At 68.4% G+C, this 21,512-nt stretch carries 25 protein-coding genes; 13 read left to right on the forward strand and 12 right to left on the reverse strand.

Features of this window, described 5'->3' with window-relative positions; translation table 11 throughout:
• Positions 1-10: 10 nt before the first annotated feature.
• From D5S18_RS15325 to D5S18_RS15345, 5 genes are all read left to right on the forward strand, one after another.
• Positions 11-658 carry an ABC transporter permease gene (locus tag D5S18_RS15325; RefSeq protein ID WP_120041499.1) on the forward strand — a complete coding sequence of 216 codons (648 nt, stop codon included), beginning with the start codon at positions 11-13 and terminating at the stop codon, positions 656-658.
• On the forward strand, positions 655-1,764 hold the full coding sequence (locus D5S18_RS15330) for an ABC transporter ATP-binding protein (protein ID WP_120041501.1): 1,110 nt from the start codon (positions 655-657) through the stop codon (positions 1,762-1,764). The genes D5S18_RS15325 and D5S18_RS15330 overlap by 4 nt, the downstream gene beginning before the upstream one ends.
• Positions 1,761-2,516 (forward strand): ABC transporter permease, encoded by a 756-nt coding sequence (locus D5S18_RS15335; RefSeq protein WP_120041503.1) that lies wholly within the window; start codon positions 1,761-1,763, stop codon positions 2,514-2,516. Before D5S18_RS15330 ends, D5S18_RS15335 begins: the two co-directional genes overlap by 4 nt.
• Positions 2,513-3,469, forward strand: a complete 957-nt coding sequence (locus tag D5S18_RS15340; RefSeq protein ID WP_120041506.1) for a glycine betaine ABC transporter substrate-binding protein — start codon at positions 2,513-2,515, stop codon at positions 3,467-3,469. Before D5S18_RS15335 ends, D5S18_RS15340 begins: the two co-directional genes overlap by 4 nt.
• Positions 3,470-3,624: 155 nt before the next feature.
• Positions 3,625-4,491, forward strand: coding sequence for a helix-turn-helix domain-containing protein (locus D5S18_RS15345; RefSeq protein WP_120041508.1), 867 nt, complete (start codon positions 3,625-3,627; stop codon positions 4,489-4,491).
• Here D5S18_RS15345 and D5S18_RS15350 read toward each other — a convergent pair.
• Both D5S18_RS15350 and D5S18_RS15355 read right to left on the reverse strand, forming a co-directional pair.
• Positions 4,488-5,294, reverse strand: a complete 807-nt coding sequence (locus D5S18_RS15350) for an ABC transporter permease (protein WP_120041510.1) — start codon at positions 5,292-5,294, stop codon at positions 4,488-4,490. The genes D5S18_RS15345 and D5S18_RS15350 overlap by 4 nt on opposite strands.
• Positions 5,291-6,136, reverse strand: coding sequence for an ABC transporter permease (locus D5S18_RS15355; RefSeq protein ID WP_239003783.1), 846 nt, complete (start codon positions 6,134-6,136; stop codon positions 5,291-5,293). Before D5S18_RS15355 ends, D5S18_RS15350 begins: the two co-directional genes overlap by 4 nt.
• 219 nt (positions 6,137-6,355) lie before the next feature.
• On the opposite strand from D5S18_RS15355, the gene D5S18_RS15360 reads away from it, so the two are divergent.
• A complete protein-coding gene (locus tag D5S18_RS15360) occupies positions 6,356-6,892 on the forward strand; it encodes a hypothetical protein (RefSeq protein ID WP_120041512.1) in 537 nt (178 codons plus the stop codon).
• Positions 6,893-6,904: 12 nt separating this feature from the next.
• On the opposite strand, the gene D5S18_RS15365 is transcribed toward D5S18_RS15360, so the two are convergent.
• Complete coding sequence (locus D5S18_RS15365) at positions 6,905-7,369, reverse strand: DUF4254 domain-containing protein (RefSeq protein WP_120041514.1); 465 nt, start codon at positions 7,367-7,369, stop codon at positions 6,905-6,907.
• A 187-nt stretch (positions 7,370-7,556) separates the two neighbouring features.
• Positions 7,557-8,339 (reverse strand): SDR family oxidoreductase, encoded by a 783-nt coding sequence (locus tag D5S18_RS15370; protein WP_120041516.1) that lies wholly within the window; start codon positions 8,337-8,339, stop codon positions 7,557-7,559.
• Positions 8,340-8,387: 48 nt separating this feature from the next.
• Here D5S18_RS15370 and D5S18_RS15375 point away from each other — a divergent pair, with 48 nt between their 5' ends.
• Positions 8,388-8,702 (forward strand): winged helix-turn-helix transcriptional regulator, encoded by a 315-nt coding sequence (locus tag D5S18_RS15375; RefSeq protein ID WP_120041518.1) that lies wholly within the window; start codon positions 8,388-8,390, stop codon positions 8,700-8,702.
• 73 nt (positions 8,703-8,775) lie between these two features.
• On the opposite strand, the gene D5S18_RS15380 is transcribed toward D5S18_RS15375, so the two are convergent.
• Positions 8,776-10,092, reverse strand: a complete 1,317-nt coding sequence (locus tag D5S18_RS15380) for a TIGR03118 family protein (protein WP_120041521.1) — start codon at positions 10,090-10,092, stop codon at positions 8,776-8,778.
• Positions 10,093-10,276: 184 nt separating this feature from the next.
• Between D5S18_RS15380 and D5S18_RS15385 the strand changes: the two genes are divergently transcribed.
• Positions 10,277-10,786, forward strand: a complete 510-nt coding sequence (locus D5S18_RS15385; RefSeq protein ID WP_120042166.1) for a peroxynitrite isomerase — start codon at positions 10,277-10,279, stop codon at positions 10,784-10,786.
• Between the two features lie 11 nt (positions 10,787-10,797).
• On the opposite strand, the gene D5S18_RS15390 is transcribed toward D5S18_RS15385, so the two are convergent.
• The 5 genes from D5S18_RS15390 to dxr form a co-directional block, all read right to left on the reverse strand.
• Positions 10,798-12,615: a penicillin-binding transpeptidase domain-containing protein gene (locus D5S18_RS15390; protein WP_120041523.1), complete on the reverse strand. Its 1,818-nt coding sequence runs from the start codon at positions 12,613-12,615 to the stop codon at positions 10,798-10,800.
• Positions 12,616-12,668: 53 nt separating this feature from the next.
• Positions 12,669-13,535, reverse strand: coding sequence for a GNAT family N-acetyltransferase (locus D5S18_RS15395; protein ID WP_239003785.1), 867 nt, complete (start codon positions 13,533-13,535; stop codon positions 12,669-12,671).
• 101 nt (positions 13,536-13,636) lie between these two features.
• On the reverse strand, positions 13,637-14,794 hold the full coding sequence (ispG, locus tag D5S18_RS15400; protein ID WP_120041525.1) for a flavodoxin-dependent (E)-4-hydroxy-3-methylbut-2-enyl-diphosphate synthase: 1,158 nt from the start codon (positions 14,792-14,794) through the stop codon (positions 13,637-13,639).
• A gap of 178 nt (positions 14,795-14,972) precedes the next feature.
• The gene (locus D5S18_RS15405; protein ID WP_120041527.1) at positions 14,973-16,178 is read right to left on the reverse strand and encodes a M50 family metallopeptidase; all 1,206 of its coding nucleotides are present in this window, start codon (positions 16,176-16,178) and stop codon (positions 14,973-14,975) included.
• A 231-nt stretch (positions 16,179-16,409) separates the two neighbouring features.
• On the reverse strand, positions 16,410-17,549 hold the full coding sequence (gene dxr / locus D5S18_RS15410) for a 1-deoxy-D-xylulose-5-phosphate reductoisomerase (RefSeq protein ID WP_239003786.1): 1,140 nt from the start codon (positions 17,547-17,549) through the stop codon (positions 16,410-16,412).
• On the opposite strand from dxr, the gene D5S18_RS35155 reads away from it, so the two are divergent.
• The 4 genes from D5S18_RS35155 (at position 17,539) to D5S18_RS15430 (ending at position 18,907) form a co-directional block, all read left to right on the forward strand.
• Positions 17,539-17,730: a hypothetical protein gene (locus D5S18_RS35155; protein ID WP_120041531.1), complete on the forward strand. Its 192-nt coding sequence runs from the start codon at positions 17,539-17,541 to the stop codon at positions 17,728-17,730. The genes dxr and D5S18_RS35155 overlap by 11 nt on opposite strands.
• A 52-nt stretch (positions 17,731-17,782) precedes the next feature.
• Positions 17,783-18,052, forward strand: a complete 270-nt coding sequence (locus D5S18_RS15420; protein ID WP_120042168.1) for a DUF2631 domain-containing protein — start codon at positions 17,783-17,785, stop codon at positions 18,050-18,052.
• A gap of 120 nt (positions 18,053-18,172) precedes the next feature.
• Positions 18,173-18,490, forward strand: a complete 318-nt coding sequence (locus tag D5S18_RS15425) for a hypothetical protein (RefSeq protein ID WP_120041534.1) — start codon at positions 18,173-18,175, stop codon at positions 18,488-18,490.
• A gap of 102 nt (positions 18,491-18,592) precedes the next feature.
• Positions 18,593-18,907 carry a hypothetical protein gene (locus tag D5S18_RS15430; protein WP_120041536.1) on the forward strand — a complete coding sequence of 105 codons (315 nt, stop codon included), beginning with the start codon at positions 18,593-18,595 and terminating at the stop codon, positions 18,905-18,907.
• Positions 18,908-18,957: 50 nt separating this feature from the next.
• Here D5S18_RS15430 and D5S18_RS15435 read toward each other — a convergent pair whose 3' ends face one another.
• On the reverse strand, positions 18,958-19,863 hold the full coding sequence (locus D5S18_RS15435) for a LysR family transcriptional regulator (protein ID WP_120041538.1): 906 nt from the start codon (positions 19,861-19,863) through the stop codon (positions 18,958-18,960).
• Positions 19,864-20,043: 180 nt separating this feature from the next.
• On the opposite strand from D5S18_RS15435, the gene D5S18_RS15440 reads away from it, so the two are divergent.
• On the forward strand, positions 20,044-20,454 hold the full coding sequence (locus D5S18_RS15440; RefSeq protein ID WP_203236753.1) for a DUF5997 family protein: 411 nt from the start codon (positions 20,044-20,046) through the stop codon (positions 20,452-20,454).
• Here the strand turns inward: D5S18_RS15440 and D5S18_RS15445 are convergent.
• Positions 20,448-21,374, reverse strand: coding sequence for a glycoside hydrolase family 18 protein (locus tag D5S18_RS15445; protein ID WP_239003787.1), 927 nt, complete (start codon positions 21,372-21,374; stop codon positions 20,448-20,450). The two genes, D5S18_RS15440 and D5S18_RS15445, sit on opposite strands and share 7 nt — an antisense overlap.
• Between the last annotated feature and the right edge of the window lie 138 nt (positions 21,375-21,512).

Genomic DNA, 21,512 nt, shown 5'->3' on the forward strand with positions numbered 1-21,512 from the left:
AGGTGCGGCCCTGGAAACCCTGTGGAACTTCGTCCTCAGCCGACGCCATCAGTTGCTGACCGATGCGTACCTGCATGTCTCGGCGGTCGTGCAGTCGGTGCTACTGGCCGCGCTGATCGCGGTGGCGCTCGGGGTGCTGGTGTATCGCAGTCCGCTCGGGTCGGCGCTGGCCACGGCGGCGGCGGGCGCGATACTCACCGTCCCGTCCTTCGCCCTGCTCGGTCTGCTTATTCCGGTGCTCGGACTCGGGGTCGCGCCGACCCTCACCGCGATGGTGCTGTACGCGATCCTGCCGATCCTGCGCAATACCCTGGTCGGCCTGGCGGCGGTGGATCCCGCGGTGCTCGACGCGGCGCGCGGCGTGGGCATGGGCCGCGCGAAAGTGTTGGCGCGCATCGAATTCCCGCTCGCCTGGCCGTCGATCCTGACCGGCGTCCGAATCAGCGTCCAACTACTCATGGGCATACTCGCCATCGCCGCCTACGCCAAGGGGCCGGGCCTGGGCAATCTCATCCTGTCCGGACTGGCGCGGCTCGGCAGCCCGAACGCGGTGCCGCAGGCGCTGATCGGAACCGTGCTGATCGTGGGGCTGGCGCTGCTGCTCGATGCGCTGCTGGTCCTGCTCGGCCGCGCCACCACGGCGAAGGGAATCCGATGACCTCCGGCGCGACGATCCAACTCGACAACGTCACCAAACGCTATCCCGGACAACCCGATCCGGCCGTCGACGCCGTCACCCTCACCATCGCGGCGGGCGAGATCGTGGTCCTGGTCGGACCGTCCGGCTGCGGCAAGACCACCACGCTGCGCATGATCAACCGGCTGATCGAACCCACCTCCGGGGTCCTCACCATCGACGGCCGCGCCGTCACCGGACTCGACCCGAACGAATTGCGCAGGGGTATCGGCTATTCCATTCAGCAAGGCGGGCTGTTCCCGCATATGACCGTCGCGCGGAATGTGGCGACCGTGCCGGAACTGCTCGGATGGCGGCGGTCGCGAACAGCCGCGCGGGTGGAGGAGATGCTCACCCTGGTCGGACTCGATCCGGCCGTCTTCGGCGACCGCTATCCGCGGCAACTCTCCGGCGGTCAGCAGCAGCGGGTCGGCGTGGCACGGGCACTGGCGGCCGATCCACCGGTACTGCTGATGGACGAACCCTTCGGCGCGGTCGACGCGATCACCCGAGGTCAGCTACAGAGCGAATTACTACGACTGCAAAGCGAATTGGGCAAGACGATCGTCTTCGTCACCCACGATATCGGTGAGGCGATCCGGCTCGGCGACCGCATCGCCGTGCTCGGCGACCGCTCCCGCATCCTCCAGTACGACACCCCGTCCGCCATTCTCGCCGCGCCCGCCGACGACGCGGTGGCCGGCCTTCTCGGCGCGGACGCGGCGCTGAGGCGGCTCACCCTCATCCGAGTCGGCGAACTCGCACTCGGTACGTATCCGATTGCCGTGCAGGATGATCCAGTCGAACCGCTGCGCGCCGCACTCGCGAGCGGCGGGTGGGGGCTGGTGCTCGACGACCGGCGACGGCCGCTGCGCTGGGTCTGCTCCGAACATCTGCAGGGAGCGGATTCGCTGCGCGAGCGCGGATCCCCGCTCGGCGCGACGGTCACCGTACAGGCCACCCTTCAAGAGGCACTGGCCGCATTGCTGTCCCAGAGCTCGGCGGCGGCAGCGGTCGTCGGGCCGGACGGCGCGTACACGGGCGTCGTCACGGCGGCCGCGCTGGTCGCACGGTTGGGGTCCGCATGAGAAGTGTGCGAATCGTTTCCCAGCGCGCCGAGCGCGTGCGACTGTTCGCCCAGCCCGTGCTCGTGCTCGCACTGACGGCCGGTGTACTGGTGTGGGCCTTCGCCCGCGATCTCACCGTCACACAGCGCACCAGCCTGAACGCGGTGAGCGTCGCGGCCGCGACTTGGCAGCACGTACGGATCAGCGCCACCGTCACCCTGCTCGTACTCGTCGTCGCGGTCCCGCTCGGCACCCTGCTCACCCGGCCCGGATTCCGCCGCCTGGCACCGGTTTTCGTCGCGGTGGCCAATCTCGGCGCCGCCGCGCCCGCCATCGGACTCATCGTGCTGACCTACTTGCTGACCCGCACCACCGGCTTCTGGGTCGGTGTCGCGCCCATCGCGTTCGCCTCGCTGCTGCCGGTGCTCGGCAACACCATTCTCGGCTACCGCGCCGTGGATCCGATGCTGATCGACGCCGGGCGCGGGCAGGGCATGTCAGCGGCAATGGTGCTGCGCCGCATCGAATTCCCGCTCGCGGTGCCGTTCATTCTGGCCGGGCTGCGCACCACGCTGGTGTTGGCGGTCGGGTCGGCGACGCTGTCGTTCCTGGTGAGCGCGGGCGGGCTCGGCATACTCATCGATACCGGATACAAGCTGCGCGATCATGTCACCCTCGTGGTGGGCGCGGTGCTGGTGATGGCGCTGGCACTGCTCGTCGACTGGCTCGGCGCGCTGGCGCAACGTTGGTTCGGGCCGAGGGGCCTGCGTTGATCCGGCGCGTAATCGCCTGCGCCGCCGCTATTCTCCTGTGCGGCGGCTGCGGATTGCATTCCGGTGGCGCGGTGCCGCTGCGGGTCGGACCGGGCAGTATCGGACCGGATCCCGAACTCGCGGGAGTCGAGGTGACCGTGGGCTCGAAGGATTTCACCGAACAGAACATCCTCGGCTACCTCATCGAATTCGCGCTCACCGCCGCGGGCGCGCGGGTGCGGGATCTGACGAACATCCATGGCTCCAATAGCGTTCGCGACGCGCAACTGCACGGTCAGATCGATATCGCCTACGACTACACCGGCACCGGCTGGATCAACTACCTGGGCAACGAGGTCCCGATCCCGCAGGAGGCGGACCAGTTCGCCGCCGTGCGGCAGGCGGATCTCGCGAACGGCATCGTCTGGGCGGATATGGCCCCGATGAACAACACCTACGCCCTGGTCACCTCCGGGCAGCAACCGGGTGTGACGACGCTGTCCGATTACACCCGGCTCGTCGCGTCCGATCCGGGCGCGGCCACCACCTGTGTCGGGACCGAATTCAGTGTGCGCCAAGACGGTTTTCCTGGCATGGCACGCAAGTACGGGATCGACCCAACTGCGGACCGGCTGCGGATCATGCAGGACGCGCTGGTCTACCAGGCGGTGGCCGACGCGCGGGACTGCCGCTTCGGCTCGGTGGCCGCCACCGACGGCCGCATTCGCGCGTTGGGCCTGCGACTTCTGGTCGACGATCGCGGCTTCTTCCCCAAATACAATGCGGCCCTGGTTATTCGGAAACCCTTCGCCGACGCCCACCCGCAGGTGGCCGCGCTGCTGGCCCCGATCTCGGCGCTGCTCACCAATGACACCGTCACCGAACTCAATCGGCAGGTGGATGTGGACGGACGCGAACCCGCCGACGTGGCGCGCGACTGGATGGTCGAGCGAGGCTTCGTCACCGCACGCTGATACTTGTAGTTGCCCGTGAATCCGCACGTTTTTCGGGATGCCCCGGCGGTAATCTCTGAGGTACCCACCCCCTCGTCGACCCCGCGATCGCGGGCGTTCGCCGATCCGAGTACCGCACAGTGCGTTCGGGGCAGTGCGCGGGCCGAAAGGAAGTCATGGCAGGCAAGCGCACCGTCCTCACCGTCCGACTGCGGCGGCTGGCCGCGCAACTGTTCGAGATGCGCGAGCATGCCGGGCTCAGCAAGGAGGATGTCAGCGGGCGGACGGGTATCAATGTCACCACGCTGTACCGGATCGAGACCGCCCAGGCCAGACCGCAGCGACGCACCCTCACGGCCATGCTCGACCTGTACGGCGTCACCGAGCAGCAGCGAGCCGACGCGATCCAGTTGCTGGCCGACGCGCTGCGCCCCGGCATGTCGCGGCCCTACGAGGCGAGCCTGTCGGAGGTCTACGCCGCCTACATCAATTTCGAATCCGAGGCGCTCTCGGCCCGGCACTACCAAACCTCGTATATTCCGGGCCTTTTGCAGACCGAGCAGTACGCCATGGCCGTCATAGATACCGCCATGCCCAAATTGGAGGGTCCGGTCCTCGAGCATCGGGCGCGCGCCAGAATGGATCGCGCCTCGGTGCTCACCAAAGACGACGCGCTGGAGCTATGGGTGGTAATGGACGAGGCGGCCATCCGCCGGGTGGTCGGCGGGCAGGCCGTGATGCGCGGCCAACTGGACCGGCTGCTACAGGACATCAAGCGCAAGAATGTCATCCTGCAGATCCTGCCGTTCGAAGCGGGTGCGCATCCGGGGATGGCCGGCTCGTTCACCCTGCTCGACTTCCACGATCCCGCCGATCCGGAACTGGTCTACGTGGAGGGGATCGCGGGCGACGAACTCATCGAGGGTCATCCCGAGATCCGCCGCTTCGGCGTCATCTTCGATCAACTGCGGGCCATGGCGCTCAGCCCGCGCGATTCCACCGCCATGATCGCCGAAGCCGCGCTGGCTCTCGGTGGGCGTTAGCTACGACTGGCCCGCCGATACCCCACGGCCGCCGGAATCGCGAAAACCACTATCGCCCCAGCCGAATACGCGATGGTGATCAGTAGCGGCCCGCGCACCGGACCACCGAGCGCCAAGCCGCGCATGGCGTCGATGGCGTAGCTCATCGGCTGATGCCGCACGATCGGGCGCGCCCATGCCGGATAGGCGACCAGTGGCACGAATCCGCTGCTGAAGAACATCAGAATCGACGACCCCAGCGAAACCGCCTCGACCAGAGCGGCTTTCGCGCTGAATACCGCCAGCGCGGTCACGACGGTGGCGAAGCCGAGCCCGAACAGCAGCGGCACCCCGAACAGCGCGACACCCGCCAGAACCCCGCGCTGGAATCGGAAGCCGAGCGCCACGCCGACCGCGAACAGCACCATGGTGCACAGCAGGATGCGCACCGCCTCGGCCAGGATGCGCGCGGCCAGCCCCGAGGCGCGGTGCACCGGCAGCACCCAGAAGCGGGCCAGCAGACCGGCATCCCGCTCGCGCCCGAGGGTGATCGCCCCGGCCAGCGAGCCCGACATGACACCCACCAGCGAGACCATCGGCACCGAGCCGTAGAGCGCGCTCGCCCCGGAGAAGGCCGAGATCTGGCGGCCCAGCACGATATTCAACATGATCAGCAGCAGCGCGGGAAACAGCAGCGACTGCACCATGGTCAGCGGATCGCGCCACCACCGCAGCAACAGCCGCTTTGTTTGAATCATGGTCTGCGGCAGAAACATACGAATGTTCTCGGTCTGCCTCGCGACCACCGGGAGCGCGGCCGTCATCGCGCCCGCCGCACCGCGACGACCGCCGAGGCCGCGCCGAAGACCAGCACCATACCCAGCGGCCAGGCCAACGCGGGACCCATGATCGGCCAATCCACCGCGCCCGCGTTGCCCGTCGAATCCCCGGCCAGCGCCCGCAGCCCGTAGATGAACTGCGAGATGGGTTGATTGCGCGCGAAACCCTGTATCCAGGTGGGGAATTGCTCGGCGGGCGCGAATCCGGCCGACACCATGCCGAGGATGAGCTGCGGCAGGATCAGCGCCTGTGTGGTGGCCTCCGGACTGCGCGAGACCGTCCCGAGCAGATCGGCCCCCAGGCACAGGGCCAGCCCGATCAGCAGCGCGTAGCCTATGAATCCCATCGTGTCCCAATTACTTCCGTAGAAACGGAAGCCAATGACCCGCCCGCACACCACCGCCGCCGCCAACGCGATCCCGGCGCGGTAGAGCGCCGCGGTGATCCGCGCGCCGAGCGGGATGACCGCGGCCATCGGCATGGAGCCGAACCGCTGATTGAGCCCGTCGCGGGCATCGACGGCGGCGCGGAAGGAGGCGGAGATGGCGCAGAATGCCACGGCCTGCATGACGATCATCGGCATGAGGAATTGCGCGTAGCTGCTCAGACCGTGCCCGAAGACCGTCATGACCAGATTCAGCGGTACATAGAAGCCGACGGTGAACACGGTCGGCGCGAGCAGCGCCATGATCACTTCGCCATTGCGCAGTGAGGGCCGAATCAGCCTGCGCGCCAAGACCCACCACTGCGCGAGCGGCGCGGTGCGCGGACCGGGCGCGTCGACCAGCCTCCGCGCCCGTGTCGCTGCCGTTTTGTCGCTCGACATCCCTCCATGGTGCGCGCTCTCCCCCGCCGCGACCGGCCCTTCCCGCTCCGCGCCGCATGTCGCGCCCCGCACCTCGCGCACCGGTGCGCCCGGCCCGCGCGCCGAATCGGGTGCCGCAGAGGCGGAGAATCTCGCGAAACACCCTGTATGGCAGAGATTTACAACCGTCGGAGAGCGCTCGGGTGACGACCGCCGCCGATCTGGGTAAGGTATGCGCCGATGACCAGCATGGAAGCCCGTTCCGGTGACGCGGCTCGAACGGTGCCCCTGCCCAATCCGTGGGACCTGAACGCCTACCTCGCCGCGGTGGCCGCGCACCGAGGACGCCCGATCGCACTGCGCCCCGTCCCGGCGGCGGTGCTCGATGAGACAGCCTGCCGTGTCGGCGCGCTCTGGCTCGCCCGCGGCCACGACGACATCATCGTCTACGACGATTCGGCGGGCGGCCGCGCCACCGAGCACGTCGTCCTGCACGGGATAGGGCATCTGCTGCTGGGCCACGGCCCGGCCGAGGCCCACGCCCAGGGTCTCGGCTCGGCCGCGCTCGACCGTTCAGCCTCGGTCGAGCGCCTGCCCGCCCGCCTGGCGGCGGCCCTGCCGACCATCTCCGCGCAGTCGATCCGACATGTCTTGGGCCACCGGGAGTTTCGGCCGGATCAGGAGCGCGACGCGGAGGTCTTCGCGGATATGACCATGGTCTACGCGACGCTGCCGCGCCGTAGGCGGCGCTCGTGGTGGCCCTTCGGGCGACGCTGAACCATCGACGACCTACCAGTGTCTCGAGCGCACCGGTAGCTTGCGCGCACCGCAGCGCAGATCGTCCACCAGATCCTGGTACGCGTCGGCCTGTTCGGCCAGACAGACCCAGGCGTCGTAGAAGACGGGGTCGGGCGCACAGGCCAGCGGGATGAACGCTTGCGCGGTGAGCCGCGCGAGCCGGTCGACCAATTGACCGACCGTCTCGGTGTGCGCCCGCGCGCCGTACACCGGCGCGGGGGTCGCGACCGTGACCCACAGATCGATGCTGCGAATCAACTGGCCGCGGCGCCGCTCCAGTTTGTCCATTTGGCCGGCCGGGGTGCGCTCGCGGATCTCGTGCAACTGCGCCAGCTCGCCCGCCGCCTCCAACATGGGGTGATCGTCGTGCGGTAGGCCGCGGCAGGCGAGGAGCAGCAACTCCTTGCGGGGCAAGATGCGGTCGTTCGCGCGATGGGTTGTTTCGGGATAGGTCATTGGAGTTCACTCCCCCGCCCTGGCCTTGACCACCTGTTTTCCTCGTTGTCCGCAGTATGCCACCGACTCGGCGACGCGCCGAGGGGAATATCGGCCGCATCGGCGGACGCCGCAGTGTCCTCAATAGCCAAGAGGTTGCCACAACCGTTGTGGCCGATTACGGGAGCCACCCGAATTTGCCCGAGGGTCAACCGGACACGCTCGCCGCACCGGTGTCCGCTTCGCGGGGCACGGAGCCGCGCAGATAGTCCGGTCCCCCGACATAGGTGGTGTGGCCGGATTCGGTGTCGGTGCGGCAGGCGGCCACGACCTCGGCGGCGAATTCGGCGATGGTCGGCAGCGCGGCCTGTCCCCGGCGCACCGCCACCGCGTCCGGATCCCGGCGCTCGAGCAGTCGCACGATGATGGTGCCGTCGATCATGTCGCCGGAGACGATGCGCAGCGCGATGCCGCGCGCGGACAGTTCCGGGATCATGGCGCGCAGCGCGTCCTCGCCCGCGCGCTTGCTGCGGGCAATGGGTTCGTAGTCGGCGGGCACCGGTTTGCGACCGTGGAAATGCGCCTGATGGCTGGTGATGAAGATAATGCGCGTCCCGTCCCCCAGCAGCGGCAGGGCCGTGCGCACCAGATGGACCTGGGCGTCGCGGTTGAGCGTCATCGCGTAGTCGACGGCCGCACCGCGCTCGAGTCCACCGGAAGCGTTGAGCACCAAGGTATCCAAGCGGCCGTGCCGGGCGCCGATGGTCGCGATCATGGCCGCCACCGCGGCCGGGTCCGCGATATCCGCGCCGAGCGTCTCGCCGCTGCCGCCCGCCGCCGCGATCTCGGCCACCACGGTTTCGGCGCGTCTGCGCTTCTCCCGATAGTTGACGATCACGTGGTCGCCGGCCGCCGCGAGCTGCCGCGCGGTTTCGGCGCCGATACCGCGAGACGCACCGGTCACCACCGTGATTCGCCGCCGCTGTGTCATACCACCCTCCGGTTCGCTTCTAATTCAGAACTACTATCCTGGTTCGAAATGAGAAGCGCAAGTCGACCGGCCCGGCGCGATCCGGCACTGGACACCTTGGAATTGCTCGGGCAGCGCTGGATGCTGCGCATCCTGTGGGAACTGCGGCCGGGTCCGCTCGGCTTCCTGGAATTGCGCCGCCGCATGGACAATTGCTCCTCCAGCATGCTTTCGGCGCGCCTACAGCAGTTGCAGGCCAACGACATCGTGGCCAAGCGCCCCGACAAGGCCTGGGAATTGACCACCGCCGGAAAGGATCTCGGGCGGGTGCTGGACCACCTCACCCAGTGGTCGACCAAGTGGCCGGACAGCTCAACCAGGTGAGTCCGCGCCGTCGGCGGCAACGAACGCGAAAGGCGGCTTCCCGCAAGGGAAACCGCCTTTCGAAGGGCTCAACCTACTGCAGCCGGAGCTTGCCGAACAGACCCTCTTTCTCATCCTCGGGACCCGCCGTGAAATACAGCGAGTCGGCATCGCCGAGACTCTCGCCATTGCCGAACATCAGCGCCCACAGACCATCGATTTCGATGGGCTTGGCCGCCTTGTCGCGCAGGAAGTCGACGAACTTCCCGGTGGCGTCGTCGAAGGCGAGGATCTTGCCCGCGCCGCCGAAATTGCCGACGAGCAGTTTGCCGCTCAGCGCACCGAAATCGGCGGGGGCCTGCGCCACCGCCCACGGCGCGTTGAACCGGCCGTCGCCGTCCAGGGTGCGGACCAGCTTTCCGGTGGCGTCGAATTCGGCCACCCGGCCCTTGTCCGGCTTACCCTTGGCCGCGCTTTCCCTGTCCTTGTCGAGTTTGTCCTCTTCGCCGGAGTCGAACGCGTGGGGATCGGTCTCGCTCGGCTTGGTCGCGGCGTAGGCGACGAAAATCCGATTGCCCAGGGTGGTCACATTGAACGGCGCCGGATCGCCGACCTTGGCCCGCTTCCCCTTTTCGGGCGCGGCCGGATCGACCGGCGCCCCGGTGGCGAAGGGATTGGCGAAGCCGGCGGTGGGGACGAGCCGCCAGTTCTTGTCGAAGGTGCGCACCTGCGGATCCGCGCCGAAATCGGCCGCGAGCAGTGTGTCCCCCGCCGGGGTGAGCGCGATGCCCTTGAACTTCATACCCTGTGCGGCGCCGTCGAATACCAGGTTGGCCGGACCGTCGTGCCGCACGATGGACCCGTCCCCGCCCTGTTCGGTCCAGGCCGAGATCTTGCCCGAATCGGTGGCGAAGATGAAACGGGACGAACCCGCGAGCTTTTGCTCCTTACCGTCCACCAGCACCGGCTGATCGCGCACCGCGAACAGATCCGAGGTGATGGGGGCCGGATTGAAGACCACGCCGGTGGTCTTGCCCGCGCTCTTGTCCGAGGTGTCGGCGTCCGCGCCGGGAATGGTGACGATCTTCAGCGGATCCTGGAAAAGCTTCTGATACTTGGGATCCGCCGATTTCGTCACATCGCCGACGAACTGGAACGACTTGCCGCCCGCGCCGACCCAGAAGTGCCCACCCGCCCCTTTCGGCCGGTCGGCGATACCCCAGGCATTGACCATCTCGGGAAAGGTGAATTGCGCGTGGTATTCGTCCCTGTTCGCCGCGAGGTTGGTCTGGACATACCGATTGCCATCGAGTGCCCGCACCTCCTCGCCCGCCGATTTGCTCTCCGAGCACGCCGCCGCGAGCAGCACCGACGCACCCGCCAGCGCGAATCGCAGCGCCGTGCGGCGCATTCCACTGCTGTTCAATTCCGGAATTCCTTTCCGACCACCCGCCACCTGCCCGGCGGACGATAATTAGGTGACGCTAACCTTAACCTCTCTCGATCGCGGGTTTCGGAACGCCCAGTGAATGTCCGGATCCGCCACACTCGACACCAACTGCGCATTGGGCGAGATCGCGCCCGAGCCGACCACTATGCTGTGCGCCGTGGTCGAACCCCAACCTCCGATAGCCCCCCATCCCGATATCGCCCCACTCGCGCCGCTGCTGGGCAGTTGGCGCGGCAATGGACACGGCGAATACCCGACCATCGAGTCATTCGGCTATCTCGAGGAAATCAAGTTCGGGCACCTGGGCCGCCCGTTTCTCACCTACCGCCAGCGCACCCGCGCCGCCGACGACGGCCGCCCACTGCACGCCGAGACCGGATACCTGCGCTGCCCGCGCCCCGACCGGGTGGAACTGATCCTGGCCCACCCCACCGGAATCACCGAAATCTGTGAAGGCGCATTGACATTCGCCGCAGGCGAACTGCGGATGGAATTCTCCTCGACCAGCATCGGCCGCAGCAGCACCGCCAAACTCGTCACCGCACTGGGCCGCTCGATCCGCCAGCAGGGCGACACCATCGACTACACGCTGCGCATGGCCGCGGTGGGCCAACCGCTCACCCACCACCTCGAGGCCAGTCTCAAACGCGCCTGACCGCAGGCGCGTCAGTAACCCGAAGGCAGGGCGGCGAGCATGTCACGGGTGACCGCGACGGCACGATCGGAACTGCCGCCCTTCACCAGTAGCGCGGCGAAGGCCAGATCGCCCCGATAGCCGACGAACCACGAATGCGAACCGCCGTCCACCTCGGCCTCACCGGTTTTGCCGAATACCTCGCCCTGATCGGCGATCCGCTCGGCCGTGCCACCGGTGACCACCTTGCGCATCATCGCGCGCAGACCCGCGACCACCTGCGGCGCGAGTTCGGGGCGCGCGCCGTCCACGGTGGTCGGCCGACCGGCGATCAGATACGGCACCGGCGTCGCGCCGCGTGCGACAGTCGCCGCCATCAGCGCCATCCCGAACGGACTGACCAGCACCCGGCCCTGCCCGATACCGTCCTCGGTGCGCTGGGTCAATTCGGCGGCCTGCGGCACCGAACCGCTCGCGGTGGGCAGGCCGTCGATCGAATAGTTCTGCACCACACCGAGTCTCGCCGCCGCCTCGGGCAGGGCGTCGGGTGCGAGCTCACTGGCCAGCTTGGCGAAGGCGGTATTGCAGGACCGCTCGTAGGCGGTGGCCATGGGCACATCGCCGACGGCGAAATCGTTGTAGTTGGGAATCGTGCGCTCCCCGATGACAATCCGGCTCGGACACGGCACCACGGTGTCCGGGGTCGCCAGCCCCGCGGCCATAGCGGCGGCCGCCGTCACCGTCTTGAAGATCGATCCGGGCGGATAGCGGCCGATGGTGGCCACGGGGCCATCCCGATCGGCCGCCTTGTTCTGCGCCACCGCGAGCACCGCCCCCGTCGACGGGCGCAGCACCACCATCATGGTCTGCTCGGTGGGCGCGTCGACCGCCCGCTGCGCGGCCATCTGCACGTAGCGGTCCACACTGAGCGCGAACGAGGGCGCGGGCTGGGCGGCCACCTCGGTGAGCACATCGGTGTCGACGCCGTTGGCGTTCAGGCTGACCACGCTCCAACCCGCTTTGCCGTCCACCTCGTCGATGACCGTCTTGCGCACCTGGGCCAGCAGATCCGGCGCGAATTCCCGATCGGTGGCGACCAGATCCCACTGCTGGGTCAGCCGAACACCGGGCAATCCGATGAGACGCGTGGTGACCTGGTTGGCTTCGACCTCATTGAGCAGCGCGACGGTAAACGTGGCGCCCGCGTCGCGCGCGCCCGCCAGGATCGAGTCCGCGGTGACGGCGGCATCGATCGGATGCAACTGCGCCGCCAGCGAATTGGCGACCGCCCCCGGATCGGTCGCCTCTGCGGCGGTGAAGGCCACCCTGGTCACCTTGCCCGGCACCAGCACATCGCTGCCGGACTGCTCGTTGACCCGCGCCCTCGGCGCCTGTTCGGTGCGCAATGCCATGGTCTGGGTGTCGCCCAGTTTGGGGTGGATATTCGAGGAGGTCCAGCGCACCACCCAGCGGCCTTCGGCGCGGGCCATCTGCAACTGACCCGAATAGCGCCAGTCCCGGCCCTTGGGCAGCTTCCAGTCGTATGAATAGTCCACGGTGGCGGTGTCACCGCTGACCCTGGCCGCGCCCGACCGCGCCGTCAACCCCTCGGCCTGGAGCTGGTCCCACGCCGAACGCAGTGCGGCGCTTGCCTTCTCGGGTTGATTGGTGAGCCGCGCCGCACCCGCGACGGCACGACCCGCGAACGCCGCGAGGAAGGCGTCGGCGGCGGGCGCCGGCCCCTGCGGGGCGCTCGAACACGCGGTGACCATCGCGGCCAGGACCGCGCACGCGACGAGCAGGGGCGCGGCCCGGCGCCCGGCGGTGGTGCGCGGAGATTTCGTCGACATCCTCAGCGATGGTAGTAGTCACCCTCCGGCAAATGCCGGTGGCACACCGGAGTTCAGTCCAGCAGCACCGTGGCGAAGGTCGCGATCTGCCGAAATCCCACCCGCCCGTACGCGCGTCGGGCGATGGTGTTGTAGTCGTTGACGTACAGGCTGGCCGTACGTCCCGACGCGACAACGGCATTGGCCACCGCGGCGGTGCCGCCGGTGCCGTAGCCGAGTCCGCGCACTTCCGGATGCACCCACACGCCCTGGATCTGCCCGGTGCGCCGCGACAGCGAACCCACCTCGGCCTTGTACACCACCTCGCCGTCCTCGAAACGCGCCCAGGCCCGGCCGGATTCGATCAATCCCGAGATACGCCTGCGATAGCCGCGCCCACCGTCGCCCGCGCGCGGGTCGACACCGACCTCCTCGATGAACATGGCGATGGCCGCGGTGAGATAGCGTTCGAGCTCCTCCGAACGCACCCGACGCACCTGCGGATCCGGCGCGGCCAGCGGCGGCTCCGCCAATGCCAGCAGCGGCTGCTCCGCGCGCACCTCGCGCTCGGGACCCCAGCGATCGGCCAGCATCTCCCACAGCGGCAGCGCCAATTCGCGGCGACCCACCACCGAGGAGCAGACGCGCGGCCAGCGCGCGGCCCGATCGGCGAAGGCGCGCAACGCGGCCCGATCCCCGCGCAGCGGAACCAGATTCGCACCGGAGAAGCACAGCGAATCGGCGGGATCGCCCCGGCTCCACAGCTCACCACTGCTGCCGCCGCGCGCGTCGAGCCCATACTCCTGCAGCCGCGCCGCCACCATGCAGGAAGCGACCGGATCGGAATCCAATACCCGCAGGACCCTGGCCAGGTCCCGATGCGCGAGTTGACGCGCGGGGGCGTACCTACCCCGACGCGCCGGCTCGAGCAGACTCCGCACACGCACAGCCTGCCACGAAAAGCGCCGATGTGGAAAGCGCATGACGAATGCCACCCCGCCGCCGAAATCCGAGGACAGGGTGGCGCACCGTTACCTTCCGGTCAGCCGACGGTGACGACGGGCTGACCCGCGCCCTCGGCATCGCCGATCTCCTCGGCGATCCGCATGGCCTCCTCGATCAAGGTCTGCACGATCTGATGTTCCGGCACCGTCTTGATGACCTGCCCCTTCACGAAGATCTGCCCCTTGCCATTGCCCGAGGCGACACCGAGATCGGCCTCACGCGCCTCGCCGGGACCATTCACCACGCAACCCATCACCGCGACCCGCAGCGGCACCTCCATCCCCTCGAGGCCCGCGGTCACCTCATTGGCGAGGGTGTAGACATCGACCTGGGCGCGACCGCAGGACGGACAGGACACGATCTCCAGCTTGCGCGGGCGCAGATTCAGCGATTGCAGAATCTGGCTGCCGACCTTCACCTCTTCTGCGGGGGGCGCGGACAGCGAGACCCGGATGGTGTCGCCGATCCCCTCCGCCAGCAGCGCACCGAAGGCCACCGCCGACTTGATGGTGCCCTGGAACGCGGGTCCGGCCTCGGTGACGCCCAAATGCAGCGGATAGTCGCAGCGGGCCGCCAACTGCCGGTACGCCTCCACCATGATCACCGGATCGTTGTGCTTGACCGAGATCTTGATATCACCGAATCCGTGCTCCTCGAACAGGCCCGCCTCCCACAGCGCCGACTCCACCAGCGCCTCGGGGGTGGCCTTGCCGTACTTCTCCAGCATCCGCTTGTCGAGCGAACCCGCGTTCACCCCGATGCGGATCGGAATACCCGCCGCGCCCGCCGCTTTCGCGACCTCTTTCACGCGGCCGTCGAATTCCTTGATATTGCCCGGATTCACCCGCACCGCCGCGCAACCCGCATCGATCGCGGCGAAGATGTAGCGCGGCTGGAAGTGGATATCGGCGATCACCGGGATCTGCGATTTGCGCGCGATGGTGGACAGCGCGTCGGCGTCCTCCTGGCGGGGACAGGCCACGCGGACGATATCGCAGCCCGACGCCGTCAGTTCCGCGATCTGCTGCAGCGTTGCGTTGACATCGTGGGTCTTGGTGGTGGTCATGGACTGCACCGAGATCGGATGCTCGCTACCGACCCCGACCGCGCCGACCCGCAATTGGCGGGTCCGACGGCGGGGAGCGAGCACGGCCGCGGGCGCGGTCGGCATCCCCAACCCGATTGTGCTGGTCACTTTCGGCTGCCTACTTTCGTACGTGGTGCGGGGACTCGTGTGGGGCCGCATACCCGTTCGAGCTTAGTCGCGGGTGTGCGGCGGCCACCCTGTGACCGCCATGACATCCCAAGGCACCGGACTGTCCCCGAAATGCCCGCGCCAGATTACCCCCGACGCTGGGAACCGGCGCGGTGCGCTACTTCCCCCACAGTTGGATCGGATTCACCACATCGGCCACCAGCGTCAACACCATGTACGCGCCGCCTATCACCACCGCGACATAGGTGACCGGCAGCAACTTCAGGTAGTCCACCGGCTTGCCCGGTGCCAGTCCGCGCCAGCCGCGCACCCAATCGCGCACCTTCTCGAAGAGCACCACCGCGATGTGACCGCCGTCCAGCGGCAGCAGCGGCAGGATATTGAACGCGCCCAGGAAGAAATTCAGGCTGGCCAGCACCAGGATGAACAGCTCCCAGCGGCCGTGCTCGGCGGTCTCGCCGCCGATCTTGCTCGCGCCGTACACGCTGACCGGGGTATTCGGATCGCGCTCACCGCCCGCGACCGCGTGCACCAGCGCCGAGACCTTCTGCGGCAGTTGTGCCAGCGACTGCACGGTCCGCACCGCCATCTGACCGGTGAAACCGACCGCCGCCGGGATCGCGCTCGGCAGCGAATAGGCAGGCTTCCAGTCGTAGAACTCCTGCCGCACGCCGATCGCGCCCGCCTCGTAGCGCGTGCCGTCCTTGGTGTAGCGGACCACCCGATCCGGGGTGACCTGGATATCGAGGGTCTTCCCGTCGCGCTCGACGGTGTAGTTGAAGGGTTTGTCCTGCTTCTGCGTCTGCTTGGTGAATTCGTCCCAGGTGGACACCGAGACGCCGGCAACGGCCTTGACCAGGTCACCGCGTTGCAGGCCCGCCCGCTGCGCCGGTCCCGGCCCGGTGCACGGCTCGGTGGTGCCGTCGGCCTTCTGCGATGCGGCGCAACTCATTTCGCCGATGGTGGTCTCCGCCGGCTGATTGAGCGGCGGCAGACCCCAACCCACCGCGAGCAGCACCACGAGCAGGTAGCCGAGCAGGAAGTTCATCGCGATACCGCCCGCCATGACGACCAGGCGCTTCCAGGTCTTCTGGCGATACATGGCCCGCTCGATCTCTTCCGGGGCCAACTCGTCCAGCGCCGTCATCCCGGCGATATCGCAGAATCCCCCGAAGGGGAGCGCCTTGATGCCGTACTCGGTCTCACCGCGCCGGAACGACCACAGTCGAGGCCCGAATCCGATGAAGTAGCGACGGACCTTCATCCCCGTGGCCTGAGCCGCCCACATGTGCCCGCATTCGTGCAGCGCGATCGATGCCGTGATCCCGAGGGCGAACAACACGAACCCCAACGCGAACACCATTAGCTCTACAGCCCTCCTGCTGTGTCCCACTTACGGCACGGCACGGGGCCGTACTGCGTCCACTTGCGGCACGAGCCGGGGCCGTGCTGTCAGACCTGCGGCACGGCGCGAGCCGTGCCTCGTTCGAAACCTGCGCCGTCGCGGGTCCGAACCCGCCCGGCCGAAGGCACTCGGACCACACTAGCGGGTGCGGTCGCGCGGTACCTCCAGTCTGGCAGGTCGCCGCGTCGGTCAGCGTCGCACGCGGGCGCGGGCGTATTCGCGCGCCCAGGCGTCGGCGGCCAGGACCTCTGCCAGCGACTCGGGTTCCACACACCAACGATCGGCCGCCTCGACGGCCGCCGCGACGGTGCGCACGATATCGGGGAATCGGATCGCACCGTCCAGGAATGCCTGCACCGCAACCTCGTTCGCCGCGTTGTATACCGCCGTCACGCTGCCGCCCGATTCCCCCGCGGCCCGCGCGACCTCGATGGCCGGGAAGACGGCATTGTCCACCGGTTCGAACTCCCAGGTGGCGGCCGTGCCGAAATCGCAGGCCGCCGCCGCGCCCGGCACCCGATCCGGCCAGCCGAGGGCCAGCGCGATCGGCAGCCGCATATCCGGCGGGCTGGCCTGAGCCAGCGTCGAACCGTCGACGAAGGTGACCATCGAGTGCACGATCGACTGCGGGTGCACCGTGACATCGATGCGGTCGTAGGGAATGCCGAACAGCAGGTGGGTCTCGATCAGTTCGAGCCCCTTGTTGACCAGCGAGGCCGAGTTCAGCGTATTCATCGGACCCATGGACCAGGTCGGATGGGTTTTGGCCTCGGCGGGATTCACCGATTCCAGCATTTCGGCGGTCCAGCCCCGGAACGGGCCGCCCGAAGCGGTGAGCACCAGGCGGGCCACCTCCTCGGCGCGACCGCCGCGCAGGCACTGGGCCAAGGCGGAATGTTCGGAATCGACGGGAACGATCTGTCCGGGCGCGGCGGCGCGCGTGACCAGGGAGCCGCCCGCGACCAAAGACTCCTTGTTCGCCAAGGCGAGGCGGGTGCCCGATCGGAGGGTGGCCAGCGTCGGCTCCAGACCCAACGAACCGACCAGCGCGTTGAGCACCACATCGGCTTCGGTGCGGCGCACCAGTTCGGTCGCCGCGTCGGGACCGCTCAATGCCAGACCAAGCCGGGTCGCCGCGGCCGGGTCGGCGACGGCGACGTTGGTGGTCCCGGTAGCGGCCATCTGAGCGGCCAGCAACTCGGTATCGCCGCCGCGGGCGGCCAGGCCGACCACCCGGAATCGATCCGGGTTCGCGGCGATCACCTCGAGCGCCTGGGTTCCAATGGATCCGGTGCTGCCCAGCAGCAGGACTCTCACGATGTCGGACACCGGCCCCATTGTCCACGACGTGGACATCTGCCCCACCGCCCACGACGTGGACAGCAACCCCACCGCCCACGATGTCGACATCCACTACCGCCCAAACGATGGGACACAGCCCACTGCCGCCGACGCGGCGCACGCCCGTCGGCCCCTGCTGGCTACGACGGGCGGTCGTATGTCACGATGATCGATGACCGGCACAGCAGTTGCCCGAATCCGATTCAGTTGAAGGAGCGATCGTGGCCGCCACGGATATCGAACACGCCAAGAAAGAGCGCGCGATCCTCACGCACGTGGACACCGCCGAGGTCCCCTCCGCCGCATGGGGTTGGAGCGGCGAATCCCGCAAGACCTTCCGCATCGCGGGCTGGGTGGTCGCGGTCATCCTGCTGTGCATGCTCGTCGGCAACCACAAGGGCAAGGTCGAGGATCTGTTCCTCATCGGCTTCGCCGCGGCCATCGTCGCCATCCTGGTTCGCGATTCGCTGCTGCGCCGCAAGCCGCGCTAGTCCCACTCGCTTTTCGCCTCGGCCGGAACCGTGAAAACGGTTCCGGCCGAGGCGTTTTCCGTGTCGGGGTGGTGGTCGGTAAAGTGCTTCGCGCAAACAAGCACCAGCTGTGAGGGGATCATGCGCAAGTCTCTGTCCGCCGCCATCTTGACCGCGGTCGCGTTCGCCACCGTCACCCTGCTGCCGGTCGCCCCGGCGCAGGCGCAGTCGGCGGCGTGCGGACGGGCCATCGAGGAGATCAATGCCGCGGTCGCGGCGGCGGGCGCGCGGCTCACACCCGAAGTGGGCGCGGAGCTTTCGGCCAAATTGTTCGCCATCGACGCGGTCGGACCCGACCGCGCGACCATCGAGACCTACGCGTTGGCACTGGTCGACGAGGATCTGAGCCTCGATATGACCGACACCACCGACGCCTTCAACGCCGCCTGCACGCACTGAATCGGCGCGTCTGTCAAACCGGCTCGGCCCCAGGCATTTTCGTCTTGTGACGTGCCGTAGGGTGCGCTATGACAAACCCGGCCCACGATTCGAGGGATATCAATGCGCAAACTCCTGACCACCGCCCTGCCGACAGCCGCCATCGGCGCGCTGTTGCTGCTGCCCGCCGCACCCGCGCAGGCGCAGACCCCGGCGTGCGGTATGGCCAGTGACGTGATCAATTCGGCGTTCATCGCCGCGCCGGATCACAAACTCGACCGGGAGGCCCAGCAGGCGCTGAGCACCAAACTCCAGTCCATCTACGCCGAGGGCGCCGAGAAGGAGGCCATCGACGCCTTCGTCGGCGTGGTCAACGACCCCAACGCGGGTGCGCTGGATCAGGCATTCGGCACGTTCAAGTCCAACTGCAAGGCCTGATCGTTCGACGGCCCTCCGCGTGCGACGCGCGGAGGGCCGCGGCGATCGACTCAGCGGCGGCGGGGTTTCTTGCGCTGATCGCGGCCGCCGGAGCGGGCCGGTTTCGCCGCGGTCTTCGTGGGCTTGGATTTCGAGCGGGCGGGCTGGGGGGTGCGGGAACTCTGCTCGGAACGGCCTCGAACGACTCCGACGAATTGTTCGACCGGTCCGGTGGTGTGGGCGGCGGGCCAAGCCAGGGCGATCTCGGTGTCGGTGACATCGGTGAGGATGCGATAGACCAGGTCGCGGCGGTGGTGCAGGCGGGCGATCGAGTGCGGGACGATGGCGAAACCACCTGCGGCGGCCACCAATTCGAGGGCGCCCGCGGCGGCGTCCAGATCGGTGGCGTCCTGACGGAATTCGTCGGACAGGTCCGCGAGAGTGATCTCGTCGAACAGCGAGACCGGGTGATCCTTGCGGACCACGGCGACCGGACGCTCCCGATAGAGGGGGATGGCGCTCATGCCGTCGCGGTCCATCGGGAGGCGGACGAAGCACATGTCGACCTCGCCGGTGCGCAGCGCCGTCTCCTGCGCCGCCTGGGCGAGCTGCACCAACTCCAGCGGCGAATCCGGGTAGCGCTCGGACCAGATCCGGGTCCATTTGGCGACCGTCACACCCGGCACGTAACCCACCCGCAGCGCCCCCGGCTCGGTCGGCTCCGGTTCGGTCGCCGCCGCGGCGACGAGATCCCTTGCCGCCGAGAGGGCTTCGCGCCCCTGCTGAGTCAGCTCGGTCGGTTGCGCGCCGGGGACGAACAGCTTGACGCCGAGTTCGTCCTCCATATCCAGAACCGACCGGCTCAACCGCTGACGGGAGATGCCGAGCTCGCGCGCCGCCCGCGCGAAATGCAGTTCCTCCGCCACCGCTACGAACCAGCGCAGGCGCACCACTTCGATCGAGTCCAACCCATTCATTCCTCGAAGCGTATGGCACGGCGGGTGCCGACTTCGGCGCGGACCGGCCCCTCGCTCCGGCCATGCGCGGGCCTACGGACAGCTTCGCCGACGGGCACGTTGGGCGTGCCTGCGCCTTCGCTCCGACAATCGCGGGGGTCTGGGGGCGGCTTCGCCGACAGCGCCCGTTAGGCTTATCCAGTGAGCCAGGAGCAGAACCCGCAGACCATGAAGCCGCTGACGGCGGCGAATAAGCTCGGCATCTACCTCCCCGCCACCCCACCCGAGTTCCGCGCCGCCCCCATTTCCCGCGCCCAACTCGAGCAATTGCGCGCCGATCCCCCCGAATGGCTGCGCGAACTGCGCCGCAGCGGCCCATTCCCGCGCGAGGCGGTCGCCCGCAAACTCGGCATCTCCAACAGCGGCCTGGCTCGCGCAGGCGTCGCCGACGCGCTGACCGCCGACGAGATCTCCGCCCTGCTCGCCGACCCGCCGGAGTGGCTGCTGCGCGAGCGCGACAGCTACGCCGAGGTCCAGCGCGAACAGGAACGCGTCCGCACGAAGCAGGCCGAGCGCCGCACCAGCTCCAACCGCCCCGCCAAGAACTACTGACACCAGTCCCGGCGGTAGGTCGCCCAGTCCTCGGGTGTCGCCGCGAAGTCGACGTAGAGCGCCACCCCGAAGTTCGCGCGGTTCGGATCGTGACGCCCCAAGCCGAGCCGCACGCCGCGCACCGCCGCCGGGACCGTTTCCGCCGCACCGTGGTGCGCGATATTGTCCGCCCGGAACGCGGGCAATCCCATGAGCAGATCCACCTCGGCGGGCGTCACCTCCAGCGCCAGCGTCGTCTGCTGCGTGACATAGCCGCCGAACAGCGCCTTCCACGGCATCGAGGTGTCGTACGACATCACCGCCACCTGATCCACCCGCCGCGCCACCTGCGCGAAATACCCCTGCGCCCACCACTTCCCGTGATCGGCGACCGCGATCCCGACCGCGTGCAATCCCGGCAGCGGATCGATCTGCGGTGCGGACACCGACAGCACCGCCCCGCGTGCCTGCGTCACCGCCCGCACCTGATCCAGCAACTCCAGAAAGCCGCCCTCCCCCGACCGCACCGGCTCCATATCGAAATGCACCCCATCGAACCCGATCCCCAGCACCGCCCCGGCTGAAGCTGTCACCCGATCGCGCGTCCCCCGGTCCACCAACCGCAGCCCGTCATACTCCGGCGCGACCAGATTCCCGAGCCAAGCCTGCACCCGCACCCCCGGCAACTCCCGATGCGCCGCTTCCACGAACCACCGTGCCTTCGGCGCCAACCCCGGATCCAACCCGCCGTCGTCCGCCAATGGCCCGGTATGCACGAACAAATCCCGAATCCCCGTCCCCCGCAGCACCCCAACCAACCCGGCGATATCCCCGTCCCCCTTCCGCCCATCCACCCACGCATGCCCCAACCACACCGCGTCCCGCCCCCGACTCCGCACCCCTTCCCCCGGCTCCCCAACCCCTTCGATCGCCAACGCCACCCCACTCCCCACAATCACCGATACCACAACCAACAGCCCACCCACCGGCCAAACCCACCACCGCCGCCACCATGAACGCCGCTGCCCCACACCGCTTTCCGCCACCGGTCACTCCTATTCGCCCGTCCACGCCCCGCC

Origin of the sequence: Nocardia panacis (assembly GCF_003598715.1) — a bacterium.
Lineage (GTDB): Bacteria > Actinomycetota > Actinomycetes > Mycobacteriales > Mycobacteriaceae > Nocardia > Nocardia panacis.